The organism is Aminobacter sp. Y103A (assembly GCF_030294925.1).
Taxonomy (GTDB): Bacteria; Pseudomonadota; Alphaproteobacteria; order Rhizobiales; family Rhizobiaceae; genus Aminobacter; species Aminobacter ciceronei.
Genome location: NZ_AP017986.1, coordinates 3,947,279 through 3,964,871, shown reverse-complemented (window position 1 = coordinate 3,964,871; position 17,593 = coordinate 3,947,279). Strand labels below are relative to the sequence as shown.

Sequence of the window (17,593 nt, the reverse complement as noted above, 5' to 3'; positions counted from 1 at the left end):
TTTCCTTTAGGTGCAACAAAAAACACGTTGACACGAAAATTTTAGAGACTAAAACTTTTGATGCTCTAAAGGGAGGAGACCTTGCGATGGGCATTATCCGACGTTCTTTCTGCATTCTGGCCGCAGCCGCGGTCGTGACGGGCTTTGGCCTGTCGGCACCGGCACTCGCCGAAAATCTCAAGATCGCGATCGTCCTGCCGGGCGTGAAGACCGACAAGTCGTTCAATCAGGCCGGTTACGAAGGCGTCGAGCATGCCGCCAAGGAGCTGGGGCTGGAATTCGCCTACAGTGAAAAGGTAGCCCAGCCCGACCAGCCGGAGGCGCTGGCCGACTATGCCAGGCGTGGATATTCCGTGGTGATCGGCCACGGCGGCGAGTTCCAGGATTCGGTGGCCAAGGTTGCCAATCGCTTTCCCGATACCAAGTTCGTCGTCGTCAACGGGACCGAGCCGGGTGGCAATGTCGCCATCATGAGCTTCGACTTCCGGGCCCTCGGCTATGTCATGGGTTATGTTGCCGGCAAGGTGTCCGAGACCGGCAAGGGCGGCTACATCGGCGCGCAGAAGCTCAAATTCTACGTCGATCTGGGCAACGGCTATGCCAAGGGTTTCAAGGCCGCCCGTCCGGATGGCGAGGTGCTGACTGCCTGGACGAATGACTGGGACGACGTCGCCAAGGGCAAGGAAGCCGCGCTCAACGAGATCAGCCAGGGCGCCGACGTCATCTTCCCGTCGATGGACAATGCCGTCGTCGGCAGCCTCCAGGGTGTGAAGGAAAAGGGCAAGAAGGCGATCGGCATCTATTACGATGCGATTTCCAACTGGCCCGACACTGTCATCCAGTCGGCGATCTTCGACATGCGCGGCGCGCTTCTGACGCTGCTCGGAGAGGCCAAGCAAGGCAAGCTCGAGGGCAAGGCCTACATATACGGACTGGAAACGCCGACGGCGGCCCGCATCGGCACCTATTCCGCCGCCGTGCCCGCCGCCGTGCAAAGCGATGCCGCGGCCATCATCGAGAAGATAAAGGCCGGCGAAATCGACGTCCACTGAGGCCATGCCGGCCTCTCGCGCGAGGATGGTCTGGCGCCTGCCTCGCGCACCCACTTGCCACTCGTTTGAATGCTGGATTGTGCCATGACCGCGCAAGGACTTCGGCTGGAGAAAATCTCCAAAACCTTCGGCGACTTCAAGGCGCTGGACGGTGTCGACATGACCGTTCCCCGGGGAACCGTACACGCCATTCTCGGCGAGAACGGTGCCGGCAAGACGACACTGATGAACATACTTTACGGTCTCTACCAGCCCGATGGCGGCCGCATCCTCATCGATGGCGCCCCGCAAAGGATCACGTCTCCGCGCCGGGCGATGGAACTCGGCATCGGCATGATCCACCAGCATCTGATGCTCGTCGAAACGCTGACGGTCGTCGAAAACGTGGTGCTCGGCCTGCCGGGGCAGGGAATGCGGCTTTCGCTCGCCGAACATGCCCGCAAGCTCGAGGCACTCGCCAAAAGTTTCGGCTTCGACATCGACCCACATCAGGAGGTGTGGAAACTGCCGATGGGTATGCGCCAGCGGGTTGAGATCCTGAAGGTCCTCTATCGCGACGCCAACCTCATCATCCTCGACGAGCCGACAAGCGTGCTGGCGCCGAGCGAGGTCGAGGGGTTCCTCGAAGGCTTGCGGCGGCTTCGGGCCGCGGGAAAGACAATCATCTTCATCAGTCACAAGCTGGACGAGGTGGCAGCCGTTGCCGACCGGGTCACGGTGCTGCGCCGCGGCACGGTTTCGGCCGATCTTGCCGTCGCAGGAACGCCGCCGAGCGAAATGGCGCGCATGATGGTCGGCCGCGACGTCGTGCTGACCACGCTCGAAAAGACCTCGCCGACGTCGGATGAGGTTCTGGTGCGCATCCGCGACCTCAAGGCGCGCGACAACCGTGGCAACCAGGCCCTGAAGGGCGTGTCGTTCGACATCCGGGCGGGTGAAATCCTCGGTGTCGCCGGTGTCGACGGCAATGGCCAGGCAGAACTTGCCGAGGCCTTGACCGGGCTGCGCCAGGCAGAGGGCGGCACCGTCGAGCTGTCAGGCGAGGATGTGTCTGCTGCCGGCGTCTACGAGCGTCGCCATCGGCTCGGCATCTCGTTCGTGCCGGAAGACCGCCATGGCACCGGCCTGGTCCTCGACCTGCCGGTCTATCAGAACGCCATGATCCGCGACTTCCGGGAAAGCCCGTTCTCCTCAGGTCCGATGCTGCGCGCGGCAAGCGCCCGCAAGGTCGCGGAAGACTGGGTCAAGCGTTACGACGTCCGCCTGCAGTCGGTGGACCAGGCGATCCGCTTCCTGTCGGGCGGCAACCAGCAGAAGCTCATTTTTGCCCGCGAGGTCGAATGTCGGCCGCGGCTGCTGGTCATCATGCAGCCCTGCAAGGGTCTCGATGTCGGGGCGATCGAAGCCGTGCACAGGACTGTTCTCGCCGAGCGCGAGCGCGGCACGGCGATCCTCTACATCTCCACCGAACTGGAACACATCCTGAGCGTCTGCGACCGCGTCGCCGTCATGTGCGCCGGGCGGATCACCGGAATCATTGCTCCCGAAGAGGCGACGCCAGAGCGTATCGGCGCCCTCATCGGCGGGCTCGAAGAGGAAAAGGTGGCGTGATGCTACGAGCCATCCAAGGTATCTACATGCTGCGGCCGGTCTGGGCCGTCCTGCTCTCGCTCCTTGCCGGAGCTGGTCTCATAGCCATCGCCGGGGTCAATCCCGGCGAGGCTTACGCGGCGCTCTTCGGCGGCGCGTTCCTCGACTATTACGGCCTTGCCAGCACGCTGGCGAAGATGTCGCCGATCCTTCTGGCCGGCCTCGCAGTCATCATCCCACTCCGGGTCGGCCTGCTGAACATCGGCGCCGAGGGCCAGATCTACATGGGCGGCCTGTTTTCGTCGATGGCAGCACTGCTGCTGCCGGAAATGTCGCCCGTCGTTCAGGTGCCGCTGTGCGTTCTCGCCGGAGCTCTGGGCGGTGGCCTGTGGGGTTTGATCCCCGGCTATCTGAAGGCTTATCGCGGCATCAACGAAGTCATCATCACCATCCTTTTGAACTTCATCGCCATCAACCTGGTGAGCTATGTCGCCGGCGGACCGATGATGCAGGAGGGCGCGCCTTATCCCTATTCGGAGGAAATCCGCGAGGGGCTCTGGCTCCCCTACATCATGCCCCAGACCGACGCTCATCTCGGCGTGGTCGTCGGCATCGTGCTTTGCGTCGTGGCATGGTTCGTGTTCCGCTTCACCACTGTCGGCTTCGGCCTCGGCATGATCGGCAAGAACCCTGTCGCCGCGACCTATTCGGGAATCCGTGTCCGGCGCAACGTCGTAGCGGTGATGTTCGTCGCTGGCGCCATCGGCGGGCTGGCGGGTACCTTCGAGGTGCTGGGCCTCAAGCACCGTCTCTACCATCTGTTTTCGCCGGGCTACGGCTTCGACGGCATCGTCGTCGCCTTCCTGGCCCAGCTGTCGCCGCTGATGGCGCCGGTTGCAGCCTTCTTCCTGAGCGGCCTCAAGGTCGGCGGCCTCATCATGCAGCGCGCCGTCGGGCTTGAAAGCACGGTCGTCGAGGCAATCCAGGGCCTGGTCATCATCTTCGTCGCGGCAAGTCTCGCCTTCCGGTTCGATCGGGGCAACTGGCGACGGTTCCTCGAACGGCGCCGGCTGCTGGATGCCGGCATCGCCGGGGGCATCACGAACAATTCCGGAGGCAGGTCATGAGCTGGGCAGGCGATGTTTCGAGCTTGGTGGATTTCTTCTCGACCGTTCTCAGGCTGTCGACGCCGATTGTCTTCGCAGCGCTCGGCGGCGTGCTGGCAGAGCGGGCAGGGGTGTTCAACGTCTCGCTAGAGGGCTGCATTCTCGGTGGTGCCTTCGGCGCCGCCACAGGCGCCTATCTGCTCGGCACGCCGGTCGGCGGGCTCGTCTTCGGCATCCTCTTTGCGGCCGCCATTGGTTGTGTACTTGCCGGCCTGGCCGTTGGGCTCGGCATCAACCAGCTCGTCACCGGCATCGCGATCAACATCCTGGTGCTTGGCCTCACCTCCTATCTCGCGCGGCTCATACTGGGAGCTGACGCCACCTCGACCTTGCCCGGCTTTGCGCCCGTGGCGATACCGCTCTTGTCCTCCATTCCGCTCATCGGGCCGGTCCTGTTCAACCAGGATCCGCTTGCCTACCTGATGTATCTGGTGGTGCCGCTGTCCTACTGGTTCCTGTACCGGACGCCCTGGGGGCTGAACGTGCGCGCCATCGGCGACTATCCGGTCGCGGCCGACACCGTCGGCGTCAGCGTTCCCGGTGTGCGGGCGATCTGCGTGATCACCAGCTGCGTGCTCGGTGGCCTCGGCGGCTGCTATCTGGTGCTCTGCCAGGTTTTCGTCTTCACCGAGAACATGAGCGCCGGCAAGGGCTGGATCGCGCTTGCGGCGGTGATCCTGGGGCGGTGGAACCCGGCCCTGGTCTTCGTCGCCTGTATCTTCTTCGCCTTCTCCGAGGCCCTGCAGCTGCGCCTGCAGTTCAACAACCCCGATGTGCCCTACCAGCTGTTCTCGATGGTGCCATTCCTCGCTTCCTTCGTGGCGCTGGTTGCCTTCGCCGGCCGGGTGCGTCCGCCGGCGGCCATCGGCACGAAATATGTCAGGGGCGGAAAGTAGCAGCCCCTTCCTTCCCCACTGTCCTGAAAGGGTCGACAATGACCAGCAATTCGTATGAATCCGGACGTCTGAACCTGCCGTTCGTCGGCATCTGCACCTTCGGCAAGTATCCCTACCAGCCCGACTGGGACGCCATCGACGCCGATGTCGCCATCCTCGGCGCGCCCTTCGACTGCGGCACGCAGTGGCGGGCCGGAACGCGCTTCGGGCCGCGCTCGATCCGCGAAGCCTCGACGCTGTTCTCTTTCGGCCATGGCGGCGCCTATGACCACGAGGACGATGTCACTTACCTGCCCAGCGGCGAGGTCTCCATCGTCGACATCGGCGACGCCGACATCGTCCATACCGACACGATGAAGAGCCACGCCAACATCGAGTTCGGCGTGCGCAAGATCCTCGCCGCCGGTGCATTGCCGGTGGTGCTGGGCGGCGACCATTCGGTCAATATTCCCTGCATCAACGCCTTCTCCGACGATTGCGCCGAGAACGGCCCGATCCACATCGTCCAGATCGACGCTCATCTCGACTTCGTCGACGAGCGCCACGGCGTGCGCTACGGCCACGGCAACCCGATGCGCCGCGCCGCCGAAAAGCCCTATGTCAGCGGCCTGTCGCAGCTCGGCATCCGCAACGTCTCGTCCACCGCCAAAGAGGGATACGAGGACGCGCGCAAGATGGGCTCCGACATCCTGTCGGTGCGCCAGATTCGCGCCCTGGGAAGTGCCGCCGTCGCCGAGCGTGTTCCCGCCGGCGCGCGCTATTACGTCACCATCGACATCGACGGTTTCGACCCGTCGATCGCGCCGGGCACCGGCACGCCCTCGCATGGCGGCTTCATCTATTACGAGGTGCTGGAGATCCTGGCCGCACTCGCCAAGCGCGGCACCATCGTCGGCATCGACCTGGTCGAGGTGGCCCCCGACTACGACCAAACAGGCGGTACCGCCATCCTGGCGGCACAGGTGCTGATGAACCTCATCGGCCGCGTCATGCATGCCAGGAAGGGATAAGGACAGGATCATGATCCGCAATCAAATCCCCTGGCCGAACGGCGCGAAATGCGCTGCCTGCATCACCTTCGACATGGATGCCGACAGCCTCGTCCACATCGCCCATCCGAAGGACGGCCACTCACGTGTGGCGGCGATCTCGATGCTGCAATACGGCCCCAAGGTCGCCGTTCCGCGCATCGTCGAAAGCTACCGGCAACTCGGCATCAAACAGACCTTCTTCGTGCCCGCCTGGTGCATCGAACGATATCCCGAGGCCATCGAGGCGATGCTCGAGGGCGGGCACGAGCTCGCCCATCACGGCTTCCTGCACGAGCATCCGCGCGAGCTGTCGGAAGAGGAGGAGGCCCACTGGCTCGACCGCGGCATCGAAGTGATCAAGCGGGTGAGCGGCAGGCATCCCAGGGGCTGGCGCGCGCCGCTCTACAATTTCTCGCATCGCTCTGCCGATCTGCTGGTGTCGCGCGGCTTCAGCTATGACGCCTCGCTGATGGGTGACGACATCCCCTATCTGCTCGACTGCGAGGCGGGACGGCTGGTCGAGCTGCCGTCGCACTGGGGACTCGACGACTGGCCGCAATATGTCCAGTCGATGGACCTCGACTACATGATGCCGATCCGCGCGCCCGAGCAGGGTTTTGCGATCTTCGCGCAGGAGTTCGAGGCGGCGTACCGCAATGGCGGCCTGTGGATCCCGGTCGTTCATCCCTTTGCCACCGGTCGCCTGGCGCGCTGGGAAGTCGTCCACCGCTTCCTCGAAGGCGTGCTCGATCGCGGCGACGTCTGGTTCGCGCCGATGGAGGAGATCGCGGCACACGTCCTGAAGGTGACGGCCGACGGGGCGTGGACGCCACGCGTCGACCGGCTGCCCTATTACGCCGAGCCGGTGCAGGTTCGGTAACGGGCTGGAGCTCCGAGGAGACGGAGGTAAACATGCAGGAGCGCGGTGTGGGCTACGTGGTTGCAGGCCGGAACAAGGGCGCGGCGGCCCCCGCCGGCGACCCTTGCGATGAACCGGTCGCCCAGCCTGAGGGGCGGCCGCTCGTTCGTTGCATGGTGGCATGCCTGCCTCGGTTCGTCAGACGATTGCTGCGCTTGCCTCCGCCTTCTCAGGACCTGTGACGACCGGGCTTGGCGCCGGGCAGTGCAGCGACCCAGGCGTCGGCGTTCGACGCTCTCCGGGGGGCGGATTTCACCACGAGGGCCCTGATACCGACACCGGGCAAGGGTGTTGGCAGGCGCGTATCACGTCGTCGTAGATCCCTTCGATGGCCAATCTTCCTGCCGGTAGAAAAAAACGTCGGCGAATTCCGCATCGTGGAATCCTCATCTTGAGAGACATTGGGCGTCACGCAATCCTGCCTGCCACTGACAGTCTGGTTTCTGGGAGGAAAAGATGTCGACAGGCTTGGATACGCCGCTCGAAGGCGGCACACGGGGGGCGGCGACGCTCGCGGATGGTTCAAAGACCCACGAGTTTCGAAAATCGCTCGGCGTGTGGCATGTCGTCGGACTGGCGATGGCCGACGTGTCGCCGACAATGGCAGTGCTGCTGCTGACCGGCGGCGTCGTCTCCATCAGCGGAACGTTCACGATCGGCGCCTGCCTCATCCTGAGTGCAGTGGTCGTGCTGATCGCGCTGTGCCTCGGGGAACTCGCGGCGCGCAACCCCTCCGCCGGCGGCATGTATTCGATCGTCAAGGACGTGCTGCCGGCACCGATCGCCTGGATCACGCTTCTGAACTACCTGTTGCAGGGTGTCTTCATTCCCGCCGCCCTGGTCCTCGGCATCGCCGTCTTCCTGAAAGACCTCGTTCCCGGACTTTCCGTTTCCAGTGAACTGGTCGCCTTCATTGCCTTGATGGCGGCGGGGCTGATCGCCCTGACCCGCGTCGAAGTCGGCGCCTGGACGACAGCTATAATGGTCGTCGTCGAGGTGGCCGTGCTGGGCATCATAACGGTGGCGGCAGTGCTCAACTGGAACCAGGACATCGTTGCGGTGACGATGGCGCCCGTGCATGTCGTTGACGGCCATCTCGTGCCGGTGACCTTCGCCATTGCCATCACGGCATTGGCGCCCGCTTTCAACATCATCAACGGTTACGACGCGACATTGGGTTTCGCCGAAGAAATGCATGACGGGCGACGCCAGATCGCCAAGGCGGTCGTCATCACGGCGATCCTCGCCAGCTTTCTGATCACCGTGCCGTTCACGGCTGCGGTCGTGGCCGCTCCCGACCTGCTGGCCTTCCTGACAAGCCCCGCTCCGGTGGTCTACTCGGTCGAGCAGGCGCTCGGGCCTTCCGCAAAAGCCATTGTCGACGTCGGCGTGATCATTGCTTTGTTCAACGGCGCGCTTTCGCTGATCATGTATTTCGCCCGCGGCGTGTTCGCCACCGGTCGCGATCGTCTGTGGCCGGCCGCAGTCAGCGACAAGCTCGGCTCGCTCAACAAACACGGCGTGCCGGGCTGGGGTGTGGTGGTGCTGGTGGTTCCCGCCATTCCGCTGCTCTTCGTCAGCCAACTCGACTGGCTCATCATCTTCGCCGGCACGATGATTGCGGCTGTCTATTTCTGCATCGGCCTGGCCGCATTGTGGAGCCGGATCAAGGACAAGGACGGTGTCCGTCCATTTCGCATGCCGCTCTGGCCACTGCCGGCGCTGGCCGTCACCCTGTTCACCGCCTTTGCGCTGGCGCAGCAGGAATCACAATTCCTGATCGGCGAACTGGTGCTGGCGATTGCCGGGCTCGGCCTCTTCGTCCTGTCGAGGATGTGGTCGCAAACCAAAGCATGAGGACGGGCGGGCAGCACAGCCCGCCACCCTCCAGCAGATCAAAAAAGGGACCACAACATGAAGAGAGTGATCATCGTAACCGGTGCCGGCCGTGGTATCGGGCTCGCCGTGGCAAGAAGGTTCGCGGCGACGGGCGACCTTCTGGTTCTCAACGACCGCCAGTTTGGTGACGAGGCTGCCGAGATCGTCGAGCAGGCAAAGTCGTGCGGCGGCGACGTCGCCTTCGTCACCGGCGACGTGTCGCGGGTCGAAGACGTTGCCGCCCTGGTTACCACGGCGATGGACCGTCATGGCCGCATCGATGTCCTGGTCAACAATGCCGGCGTGCTTCTGTCCAAGGCGACCGTCGACACAAGTGCCGAGGATTGGGCACGGGTGATCGGCATCAACCTGACCGGGACCTGGAACTGCCTGCATGCCGTTCTGCCCGGAATGATCGCGCGCCGCTCCGGTCGCATCATCAACGTCTCGTCCGAGCTCGGGCTGATCGGCTTCGCAACCTATGCCGCCTATTGCGCCTCCAAAGGCGGCGTGATCGCGCTGACCAAGGCGGTGGCCAAGGAGGTGGCGCCGCATGGCGTGCTGGTCAACTCGGTCGCACCGGGTCCGATCGAGACCGACATGCTCAAATACGACACCGTTGAATACAACGACGAGACGCGCGAGCAGATTCCGCTGCGGCGTTTCGGGCAGCCGGACGAGATCGCGGCGATGGTCGAGTTCCTGGCAGGCCCCGGCGGCAGCTACATGGTCGGCCAGATCGTGAGCCCCAATGGCGGCACGGCCATCTAGGGAAACGCCGATGACCAGCGAAGTTCAATCGCTCCTGCGCGGTCTCTCGTTGCTGGAGGCCCTGGCCGAATTCGACACACGCGGCGCGTCGCTGCAGGAACTGTCGGAGAAGACCAGCCTGTCGCCCAGCACTGCACATCGGCTGCTGACGACGTTCGTGGAGGCCGACTATGTGACGCGCGGCAGGGAACGGAGTTCCTACGTGCTTGGTCACCGCATCATCGGGATTGCGGGTTCGGTGCAACTGCGTACGGCGCATCTCAGGGTGATCGTCCGGCCATATCTCGAGGCCATAGCCGAGGAAAGCGGTGAGACGGCGAACCTGGTGGCGCTGGACGGCCGCAGTTCGGTCTATATCGACCAGGCGGAAGGCAAGCGCGTCCTGCACATGTCGATCCGCGTGGGCAGCACCTTTCCCGCCAACACCTCCGCTTCCGCCAAGGCGATCCTGGCATTTCAGAACCCGGAACAGGCCTTGAGGCTGATCTTCGGCGACGGCAGGGCCAAGCGCTACACCAGGCGCACGATCGTGCAGGCCGATGCATTCCGGGCCGATCTGCAAAGCACCAGGGAGCGCGGCTTTGCGATCGAACGCGAGGAGGTCGACGAGGGGGTGAGCTGCATCGCGGCTCCCATCCTCGATCGCAAGGGCGTGGCGATCGCAGCGGTCAGCGTACCCGGCCCAACCACGCGCATTCTCAACCCGACCCCGGACCGCCTGGGCAATCTTATCCTCGCCCACACGGCCAAGATCTCGCAGGCGCTCGGCGCCAGATACCTCGCGCGACGGCCGATCTGACCCCGTCACGATCCCCGTTACAACCAAGGAACAGAGCATGACTTCGATTCTGGTTACCGGTGGCCTCGGCTACACCGGCCGCATCATTGTTCGCCAGCTCGCCGAGCAAGGCTTCAAGGTCGTCAACTACAACCGCGACTACTCCGAGTGGGCAACCGACCTGATCACGCCCGTCCAGGGGGAGCTCTATGACATTCCGCGCCTTGTCAGGACGATCGAACGCCATGAGGTCGACCGTGTCATCCACACCGCGGCAATGTCGCATCCCGACTTGTCGATCGAACTGCCTGTCACCACCGTCGTGGCCAACATAGACGGCACCGTCAACCTGATGGAGGCGATGCGGCTGGCCGGCATCAGGCGACTGGTCAACTTCTCGTCGGAAACCGTCTACGGCAATCACGTCGAGCCGATCGACGAACGCTCCGCCACCGTGCCGACCACTCCGTACGGTGTCACCAAGGTGGCGGTTGAGCACTTCAGCCGCATCTACAACGAGCTCTATGGGCTCGAGGCGCTGTGCCTGCGCTTCAGCGAGGTCTATGGACCCGGCAACAGGATGCCGCAGATCTTGCGTGACATCATCAAGCCGGTGCTGCGCGGCCAGGCCTTCCGGATGGAGAACGGCGCCGACCATCTGTTTCACTTCATCCATGCAGAGGACGTCGGCCGTGCGGCCATCCTCGCCGCTTTTGCCGACAAGCCGGACGGCTCGGTGTTCAACGTCTTCGGCGATCGTTGCTGGACGCTTTCCGAAGCAGTCGGCCTTATCCGCAAGCTCTTGCCCCAAGCAGATATCGCAATCGGCCCCGGATATTGCCACCTCGACCGCCAGGGACCCTGGGACCAGTCAGCCTCCAGGCGCGCGCTTGGCTATGCCCCGGGCTACACGCTGGAGCAGGGGCTTGCGGCCTATGTCGAATGGCTGCGGTCGAACGAGTACTGAGATGGCCCGCTGCTTCATCCCCGTGCAGCCACTCTCCCGGGATGGGTTCGCACCCTATGGGGACGTGATCGACGCCGGCGGCCCGGAGTCTTTCCCCACAAATGGCGGCGCTGCCCATCGCTTTCACCGTCTTGGTGTCGCTGACTGCGGTGCGGAAGGTGGTGCGGCATTGCTCAGCATCTTTCGCGTGCTGCACGCCGGATTGCCGCCGCGTGTCAAAATGATGGAACGTCATCCTCTGTCGAGCCAGGCTTTCATGCCGCTCGCCGGCCAGCGCTTCGTCGTCATTGTCGCGCCTGCCCAATGCCGTCCCTATCCTGAAATGCTTCGGGCCTTCGTCACCGACGGGCGCCAGGGGGTGAACTACCATCGCGCCACCTGGCATCACCCGCTGGTGGCCCTGGATGGCGGCGATTTTCTCGTCGTCGACCGCGACGGCCCGGGTCCCGATTTCAACCAGGACTACGAGGAAGTGTTCCTGAGCGGGGACGTCCTCATCGATATGCGGGCGGTCGAGGCCGCCCTTTCCACGCTGTCGCCAACATCTTCGCAGGAGCAGAACCGATGATTTCCAATCAGATTGCCTGGCCCAACGGTGCCAAATGTGCCTGCTGCCTGACGTTCGACATGGACGCTGACAGTCTGATTCACGTCGACTATCCCAACGACGGCGACCGCAGGGTCTCGGCGATCTCGATGCTGCGCTACGGACCCCAGGTGGCGGTGCCGCGCATCGTCGAAACCTATCGCCAGCTCGGCATCCGGCAGACCTTCTTCATTCCCGCCTGGTGCATCGAGCAGTATCCGCAGGCCGTCGAGACGATCCTGGCCGGTGGGCACGAAATCGCCCACCACAGCTACATCCACGAGAATCCACTGGAACAGACGGCAGAGGACGAAGCCCATTGGCTCGACTCCGGTATCGAGGTGATCAGGCGCGCGACGGGACAGCCGCCGCGTGGCTGGCGCGCTCCGCTCTACAACTTCTCCAACCAGTCGCTGGATCTGCTTTTGGAGCGCGGCTTCAGCTACGACGCCTCGCTTATGGGCGCCGACATTCCCTACATCCTGAAGAGCCGGAAGACGGGCCGTGAGCTCATCGAGTTGCCGAGCCATTGGGGGCTCGACGACTGGCCGCAGTATGTGCAGTCGTTCGACCTGAATTACATGATGCCGGTGCGCAGCGCGCGCAACGGCTTCGACCTCTATCTGCGCGAGTTTGAGGCGGCCTACGCATATGGTGCGCTATGGGTGCCTGTCCTGCATCCGTTCGTGACCGGGCGGCTGTCGCGCTGGCACGTCTTCCGGGAGTTCCTGGAGCAGGTCGTCACAAAGGGTGACGTCTGGTTTGCACCGATGGAGGAGATTGCCGCGCATGTGCGCGCGGAGACCGAAGCCGGCCGCCACGAGCCGATGGTGGAGCTTCTGCCTCAATACCAGCGGCCGATCGGCCGTGTCCTGCCGCGGCGTTGATGTCACGGCGGAGGTCTGGCTTGTCCATTCTCAAATTCCAGACGCCGGCGGGGAACGCGCTTTCGATTGCTGCCGAGCAATTGTTGCTTGCCGGCTATGCCGGCCGAAACCGAGCCGATGTCGAGGCTCATATCTTGGAGATGCGCCGCCTGGGCGTTCCGGTGCCGGCCGAGCTGCCGGTATTCTATCGCGCGATGCCCTGCCTTCTGACACAGGCGGGGAGTGTCGATGTCGTCGGCTTGGACACGCGGCCGGAAGTCGAGTTCGTGCTGCTTTCCTGGAACGGGCGCCGCTATGTCACGGTTGGCAACGACCAGTTCGACCTGGCGGTCGAACGGCACGGATGGGGCGAGAAATCCAAGAACCTGTGCCAGAAGATCGTCGCCGGCACGGCGTGGCCGGTGGACGAGGTGATCCTCCATTGGGACAGGCTGGTGCTGGAGCTCTGGAGCAATGACGAGTTGCTGCAACAGGGTTGCCTTGACATGCTGCTGGAGCCGGACAGATTGCTCGAACGCGCCCGCTGCCAGGCCAGTTTCGACACCGGCGGCATCCTGCTTTTTTCAGGAACCATACCGGCACTGCGCCCCCCTGGCGCCGACATGCGAAATTTCTGCATGAAACTTCGCGACCCGGTGCTGGGTCGCGAGATCGTCTCGCAATTCGTTCTGTGCGACATCTCCGGTTCGTGCTCTCGACGTGACGTGGTGGTGCCGGCCTAGGTGAGAGGTGCGGCCGGGCAAGGTCGCTGCCGCGCGAGGGGCGCGAGACAGGCCGGACCGACAGAACGGGATCATCGCGATGGTCACCGGCCTGCAACAGAAATGACGAGGAGTGCCGAGGCGCCGCGGTTCACGGGCGGCGAAGAACCATGCTGCGCCTGACATCCCGGCCTTTCATCCAACCAGCGAGGTCCGCTCGGTGAGGTGGAGGTTTTTCTGCCAGGCGGTCTGGATCCGGGCCTCGATGACCTGGAGTACCATGCGGTGGGCACGGGCGACGTCGAACTCGCCCTGGCGATGGGCGAATTGCAGCCAGAACCCGTAATGCTGGACCGTGCCTGACGTTCGTTGCTCTCCCTTTGAAGGCTACGGGTCGTCGTCAAACGGCATCTGTCACTGTCGGTCGCCGCAATCCGGACAACAGCAAGCGGCCCCGAAAGCGTCACACCATGGAGGCGTCTTTTGCGTTCGCATTGCTAGGGCCGACGGTTTTCCGCGCGCCATGTCTGCACAGCGACCGCGTCGGCCTTGCCGCCGCGCGGGCCGTGGATGGTGACCGAGCGGGAGGCGGCGGCGATGGAGAAATCCAGGGCATCGGCGAAGGGCCGGCCCTGCGTCAGGCACCAGGTCAGCGCGCCGCCAAACGTATCGCCGGCGCCGGTCACATCGACCACTTGGACAGGGTAGCCGGCTGCCTGCAGGCGCGTTTGGCCGTCAGATGCTTCGGCGCCGTCAGCGGCCAGCGTGCGCACAACCCAGCCGATCTGGTGATCGTGCATCCAGTCGACGATGCGGGAGATGTCGTCATGGCCGAAGGCGGCGCGGAAGCCGACCTGGTTGAAGATGACGACCGCTGCCCCTGAAAGGTAGGGCATGTCTTCAGGCGTGCAGCCGCCGACGTCGAGGTCGAAGATGGCGCGGCGACCGTGGCGCTGCAGATCAGCGACGAGGTCTGCCTGACTGAGCCGTCCCTGTTCCGTCTGGGTGTGAAGCCGGCGGACGCGATAGAGCGTCGTGTAGAGCAATCCCGGTTGGCGCAAGGCTGCCAATGTCTCAGGCGCCAGCCACATCGGCTGCTCGCCCATCTCAACTGTAAGCACGACATGCTCGCCGTCGATCAGGAAGATCAGGTTGCGCGACTCCGCAATGGCCGGATCGATCAGCATATGGTCGACGCCCACGCCATTTTGCCTGAGGTCGTCGATCAGCCGGCGCGACAGCGCACTGTCATTGAGCAGTGAAATGAACTGGGTGTCGCCGCCGAGCGCGGCGTGCATGACCGCGGCGTTGGCGATGGAGCCGCCGATCTCGGCCGGCAGTTCCGTGACCATGCCCTTGTCGGCTCGTCCCGGCCAGCGATCTGCGGTGTAATATTCGTCGAGTGCGACGTCGCCGACAAAGAAAGTGGTCATTCGCGCTGTCCTTGCGCAGCCTGTATCTGGCGCGGCCCGCCTTCGACCGGCACCCATGGGCTTTCGCCGAGGCCGCAGACCGCCATCCAGTAATAGGGCGCCGGGCCAGAAAGACCCCGGCAGGCGTCGTGCCAGACATTGCGGTGCATCACCACTGCCTGGCCCGGGGCGATCACGAAGGCCTTGATGTCGTCGCGGTGCGGTGCGCTCGCCTCTGACGCCGGGGCCACGGCGAGAATGACCGGCTCGGCGGCGCAGAAGATCGCTTCCTCCGTTCCGGGATGCCGTTCCATCGCCGCACATGACCATGGCGCCCCGCCGCCGCGGGTGATGCCGAGATGACCGGCACCCGCGATCAACGGCGTGCGGGTGAACCCGTCGTTCCAGCCGTCGCCGGCGGTCCAGATCACGGCGGCATCTGCGTCGCCCATGAGATCATAGACCCTGCCGTAGGGGGCAAAATTTTCCGGCGTCACCGGCTGGGCGACGATTGCGTCCGGCACGCTCATGCAGCGCTCCTGAGCGAACGGACGGCGCGCATCAGGCGGGCGACATGCGGTGCCTCGACGCGGCCGGTGTCCTTGTGGTCATGTTTGAACCAGCTGCCGACCACTGCGCCATCGGCCGAGGCGAGCTGCTCGGCAGCATTCGCCTCGGTCAGGCCGGCGCCGATCAGAAGCGGTACGGTGCCGCCTGTGGCGGCGCGGAAACGCGCCACCTTGTCCATGTCGGTCGGCTGACCGGTGGCATCGGATGTTACGACCAGACCGTCGCAGCGAGATGCGCCGATGCGCACGTCGACTTCCTCCGGACGGCCGGAAAGGACGGGCTGGTATTTGAAGCGCACGCCGCCGAGCAGCAGCGCGGGAACGCTTGCCCGTCTTTCTGCGAGGCCCGTGGCGAAGGGGCCGTCGGCTTCCGGCGGCAAGTGGCCGGCGACGGAGTCGACCTGGATGAACGCGACCGGGTAGCGCCTGGCCAGCGCAAAGGCACGCGCATCGTCGCGCAGCACATTGACGCCGATCTTCGCGCCAAGGTCGAGGCCGCACAGGCGATCGAGCACACGCTCGACGTCATCGGCTTCGCCGAAATAGTTCTCCACCACCAGCCCGTCGACGCCTTCGCCCGCCATGATGCGCGCTTCTTCCTCGGCCTGGACAAGTTTTGCAGCAGCGCCGTCACCGGCAAGGTGCAGCATGCCGAGGATCGGCTTTACGGTGGTGAATGTCTGACTGAGGCGGCTCATGCTTCTTCTCCTGCGCGCCGCCCTCAGGCAGGCGCGGTATCGCGTCCCCAGCGGGTAGCGAACTTCATCTGGACAGCCGGCGAGTAGACGATCGACGTGCGCTCGACCAATCGGTCGTCGGCATCGAGCACGTCTCCGCTGGCGCAAAGGTAGCCAGGCACCGCAGGTGCCGGGCCGAAAACCGTCCGCAGCTGATCGGACGGCGGCACGACGGTGAGCAGCAGTTCCGAGCGCAATGGATGGCGGTCATAGTCGCGGCGCAAAACCTCGTAGAGCGATTGCGCCGCGAAATCGTAGGCCTCGATGCCGGGATAAAGCGCGAGGTCGAGCTGGGACGTGTCGACGTTCAGCCAGTTGATAGTCTCGCCATTGGCAAGGCCGCGGGCGCGCACCAGACGGAGCTCGCCGTTGTCCACCCGATGCTCCAGCATCTTCGTCACCGGTCGCAGGCCTTGCCGGCGTGCCAGTTCCGTGAAGCTGCCGAAATTCCAGATGTTGTGGCTGATCGGGCGGTGCGAGACGATCGTGCCCCGGCCTCGCACCTGTTGCACCAGTCCTTCCGACACCAGAAGCGCCATCGCATTGCGCACTGTCGTCCGGGCGATGCCGAACTGGTCGCGCATCTGGTTCTCCGAAGGAATGGCTTCTCCTTCGGAGAAATCGCCGCTCAATATGGCGGCGCGCAACGCCCTGTAGAGCTGCCGGTAGAGCTGTTCGCTCGAATAGGGATCGAGGCGAAAGCGCGACAGCCTGTCATCGGGGCGCTCCCCAGTCACGGAGGCATCTGGTGCGGAAGGTTGGGTCAAGGGCGGCTCCGGTGCGGTCCCGTTACTTGGTGGATCCGTTTATCTTGAACGCTTCCACGCCGGCCTCTTTCAAGCCGTGACGGTCGAGGATCTGTGCATAAGTTCCGTCGGCCTTGAGCGCGTCGAGCGTGGCCAGGACGGCATCGCGCAATTGCCCGTTCGCCTTGGCAAAGGCGATGCCGTAGTGGTTGACGTCGCCGACTTGGCCGATCTGGTAGAACTTGCCCGGCTCCTGCTTCATCAGGTCGAGCAGGCCCTCGAGACCGATGACCGATGCCTGGGCGCGGCCCTGGCGGATCTGCATGATGTGCTCGGCCTGGGTTGGGATCTGGATGACGGTGATCAGCTTGTCGGCCGGGCAGATCGACTTGCCGAGATCTTCGGCCCAGGTGACCCAGCTCGTGCCTGTTGCTACGGCGACCGTCTTGCCGCAAAGGTCGGTCTCGGTCTTGATCTCACCCTGATGATCGGCGCTCGAATAGAAGACGTTGCCAGTCTTGAAGTAGTCGATGAAGTCGAGCTGGGTCTGGCGTTCGACCTTGTCGGAAAACGCCGTCATGATCAGGTCCGAACGGCCGGTGACGACCTGCGGGATGAGCTGCGGAAACTCGACGTTCTGGAATTCCGCCGTCAGGCCGAGACGTTCGGCAATCGCCTTGGCGAGATCGATGTCGAAGCCCTTCAGTTCGGTCGAGCCGGCATCGCTGTATTCCATCGGGGGATAGGCAAGGCTGATCGTGACGTTGAGCTTGCCGGCCGAGCGCACGGCCTCGGGCAGGGCGGCTGCCAGCTTTTCGTCGCCGGCGGCGTATGCCGCGCCGGCCAGGCTGATAAACGTGGCCGAGGCGAGCCCCAGAACCATCGGTAGCATTTTCTTCACTGTCCG

The 17,593-nt window shown here is 64.1% G+C and carries 18 protein-coding genes; 13 read left to right on the top strand and 5 right to left on the bottom strand.

Features of this window, described 5'->3' with window-relative positions; all coding sequences use genetic code 11:
- Positions 1-86: 86 nt before the first annotated feature.
- From Amn_RS19380 to Amn_RS19320, 13 genes are all read left to right on the top strand, one after another.
- Positions 87-1,052, top strand: a complete 966-nt coding sequence (locus Amn_RS19380; protein WP_286290953.1) for a BMP family protein — start codon at positions 87-89, stop codon at positions 1,050-1,052.
- A gap of 84 nt (positions 1,053-1,136) precedes the next feature.
- On the top strand, positions 1,137-2,663 hold the full coding sequence (locus tag Amn_RS19375; RefSeq protein WP_182573259.1) for an ABC transporter ATP-binding protein: 1,527 nt from the start codon (positions 1,137-1,139) through the stop codon (positions 2,661-2,663).
- A complete protein-coding gene (locus Amn_RS19370) occupies positions 2,663-3,769 on the top strand; it encodes an ABC transporter permease (protein ID WP_067959936.1) in 1,107 nt (368 codons plus the stop codon). The genes Amn_RS19375 and Amn_RS19370 overlap by 1 nt, the downstream gene beginning before the upstream one ends.
- Complete coding sequence (locus Amn_RS19365; RefSeq protein WP_154384930.1) at positions 3,766-4,704, top strand: ABC transporter permease; 939 nt, start codon at positions 3,766-3,768, stop codon at positions 4,702-4,704. The genes Amn_RS19370 and Amn_RS19365 overlap by 4 nt, the downstream gene beginning before the upstream one ends.
- 38 nt (positions 4,705-4,742) lie before the next feature.
- Entirely contained in the window at positions 4,743-5,714 is a 972-nt protein-coding gene (speB, locus tag Amn_RS19360) for an agmatinase (RefSeq protein ID WP_154384931.1), read from the top strand.
- Between the two features lie 10 nt (positions 5,715-5,724).
- Positions 5,725-6,615 (top strand): polysaccharide deacetylase family protein, encoded by an 891-nt coding sequence (locus tag Amn_RS19355; RefSeq protein ID WP_067959947.1) that lies wholly within the window; start codon positions 5,725-5,727, stop codon positions 6,613-6,615.
- A gap of 495 nt (positions 6,616-7,110) precedes the next feature.
- Complete coding sequence (locus Amn_RS19350; RefSeq protein ID WP_154384932.1) at positions 7,111-8,511, top strand: APC family permease; 1,401 nt, start codon at positions 7,111-7,113, stop codon at positions 8,509-8,511.
- A 57-nt stretch (positions 8,512-8,568) separates the two neighbouring features.
- Positions 8,569-9,303, top strand: a complete 735-nt coding sequence (locus Amn_RS19345) for an SDR family NAD(P)-dependent oxidoreductase (RefSeq protein WP_154384933.1) — start codon at positions 8,569-8,571, stop codon at positions 9,301-9,303.
- Positions 9,304-9,313: 10 nt separating this feature from the next.
- Positions 9,314-10,102 carry an IclR family transcriptional regulator gene (locus Amn_RS19340; RefSeq protein WP_067959955.1) on the top strand — a complete coding sequence of 263 codons (789 nt, stop codon included), beginning with the start codon at positions 9,314-9,316 and terminating at the stop codon, positions 10,100-10,102.
- A 37-nt stretch (positions 10,103-10,139) separates the two neighbouring features.
- Positions 10,140-11,048 (top strand): NAD-dependent epimerase/dehydratase family protein, encoded by a 909-nt coding sequence (locus Amn_RS19335; RefSeq protein WP_286290952.1) that lies wholly within the window; start codon positions 10,140-10,142, stop codon positions 11,046-11,048.
- A 1-nt stretch (position 11,049) separates the two neighbouring features.
- Positions 11,050-11,616, top strand: a complete 567-nt coding sequence (locus tag Amn_RS19330) for an ureidoglycolate lyase (protein WP_286290951.1) — start codon at positions 11,050-11,052, stop codon at positions 11,614-11,616.
- The gene (locus Amn_RS19325) at positions 11,613-12,521 is read left to right on the top strand and encodes a polysaccharide deacetylase family protein (RefSeq protein WP_286290950.1); all 909 of its coding nucleotides are present in this window, start codon (positions 11,613-11,615) and stop codon (positions 12,519-12,521) included. Before Amn_RS19330 ends, Amn_RS19325 begins: the two co-directional genes overlap by 4 nt.
- Positions 12,522-12,541: 20 nt before the next feature.
- Complete coding sequence (locus Amn_RS19320) at positions 12,542-13,243, top strand: DUF2848 family protein (protein WP_067959964.1); 702 nt, start codon at positions 12,542-12,544, stop codon at positions 13,241-13,243.
- A gap of 476 nt (positions 13,244-13,719) precedes the next feature.
- Here Amn_RS19320 and Amn_RS19315 read toward each other — a convergent pair whose 3' ends face one another.
- Genes Amn_RS19315 through Amn_RS19295 form a run of 5 tightly spaced genes read right to left on the bottom strand, consistent with a single transcriptional unit; the run spans position 13,720 to position 17,578 of the window.
- Complete coding sequence (locus tag Amn_RS19315; RefSeq protein ID WP_286290949.1) at positions 13,720-14,655, bottom strand: carbohydrate kinase family protein; 936 nt, start codon at positions 14,653-14,655, stop codon at positions 13,720-13,722.
- Complete coding sequence (locus tag Amn_RS19310) at positions 14,652-15,164, bottom strand: ureidoglycolate lyase (RefSeq protein ID WP_286290948.1); 513 nt, start codon at positions 15,162-15,164, stop codon at positions 14,652-14,654. Before Amn_RS19310 ends, Amn_RS19315 begins: the two co-directional genes overlap by 4 nt.
- Entirely contained in the window at positions 15,161-15,901 is a 741-nt protein-coding gene (locus Amn_RS19305; RefSeq protein ID WP_067959986.1) for a BtpA/SgcQ family protein, read from the bottom strand. Before Amn_RS19305 ends, Amn_RS19310 begins: the two co-directional genes overlap by 4 nt.
- A 23-nt stretch (positions 15,902-15,924) precedes the next feature.
- Entirely contained in the window at positions 15,925-16,707 is a 783-nt protein-coding gene (locus Amn_RS19300; RefSeq protein WP_154384940.1) for a GntR family transcriptional regulator, read from the bottom strand.
- Between the two features lie 22 nt (positions 16,708-16,729).
- On the bottom strand, positions 16,730-17,578 hold the full coding sequence (locus tag Amn_RS19295) for an ABC transporter substrate-binding protein (protein WP_286298110.1): 849 nt from the start codon (positions 17,576-17,578) through the stop codon (positions 16,730-16,732).
- Between the last annotated feature and the right edge of the window lie 15 nt (positions 17,579-17,593).

Excerpts from the sequence above, each read along its gene's own strand:
- Amn_RS19380 (WP_286290953.1), top strand. The coding sequence starts at position 87 with ATGGGCATTATCCGACGTTCTTTCTGCATTCTGGCCGCAGCCGCGGTC.
- Amn_RS19375 (WP_182573259.1), top strand. The coding sequence starts at position 1,137 with ATGACCGCGCAAGGACTTCGGCTGGAGAAAATCTCCAAAACCTTCGGC.
- Amn_RS19370 (WP_067959936.1), top strand. The coding sequence starts at position 2,663 with ATGCTACGAGCCATCCAAGGTATCTACATGCTGCGGCCGGTCTGGGCC.
- Amn_RS19365 (WP_154384930.1), top strand. The coding sequence starts at position 3,766 with ATGAGCTGGGCAGGCGATGTTTCGAGCTTGGTGGATTTCTTCTCGACC.
- speB (WP_154384931.1), top strand. The coding sequence starts at position 4,743 with ATGACCAGCAATTCGTATGAATCCGGACGTCTGAACCTGCCGTTCGTC.
- Amn_RS19355 (WP_067959947.1), top strand. The coding sequence starts at position 5,725 with ATGATCCGCAATCAAATCCCCTGGCCGAACGGCGCGAAATGCGCTGCC.
- Amn_RS19350 (WP_154384932.1), top strand. The coding sequence starts at position 7,111 with ATGTCGACAGGCTTGGATACGCCGCTCGAAGGCGGCACACGGGGGGCG.
- Amn_RS19345 (WP_154384933.1), top strand. The coding sequence starts at position 8,569 with ATGAAGAGAGTGATCATCGTAACCGGTGCCGGCCGTGGTATCGGGCTC.
- Amn_RS19340 (WP_067959955.1), top strand. The coding sequence starts at position 9,314 with ATGACCAGCGAAGTTCAATCGCTCCTGCGCGGTCTCTCGTTGCTGGAG.
- Amn_RS19335 (WP_286290952.1), top strand. The coding sequence starts at position 10,140 with ATGACTTCGATTCTGGTTACCGGTGGCCTCGGCTACACCGGCCGCATC.
- Amn_RS19330 (WP_286290951.1), top strand. The coding sequence starts at position 11,050 with ATGGCCCGCTGCTTCATCCCCGTGCAGCCACTCTCCCGGGATGGGTTC.
- Amn_RS19325 (WP_286290950.1), top strand. The coding sequence starts at position 11,613 with ATGATTTCCAATCAGATTGCCTGGCCCAACGGTGCCAAATGTGCCTGC.
- Amn_RS19315 (WP_286290949.1), bottom strand. The coding sequence starts at position 14,655 with ATGACCACTTTCTTTGTCGGCGACGTCGCACTCGACGAATATTACACC.
- Amn_RS19310 (WP_286290948.1), bottom strand. The coding sequence starts at position 15,164 with ATGAGCGTGCCGGACGCAATCGTCGCCCAGCCGGTGACGCCGGAAAAT.
- Amn_RS19305 (WP_067959986.1), bottom strand. The coding sequence starts at position 15,901 with ATGAGCCGCCTCAGTCAGACATTCACCACCGTAAAGCCGATCCTCGGC.
- Amn_RS19295 (WP_286298110.1), bottom strand. The coding sequence starts at position 17,578 with ATGCTACCGATGGTTCTGGGGCTCGCCTCGGCCACGTTTATCAGCCTG.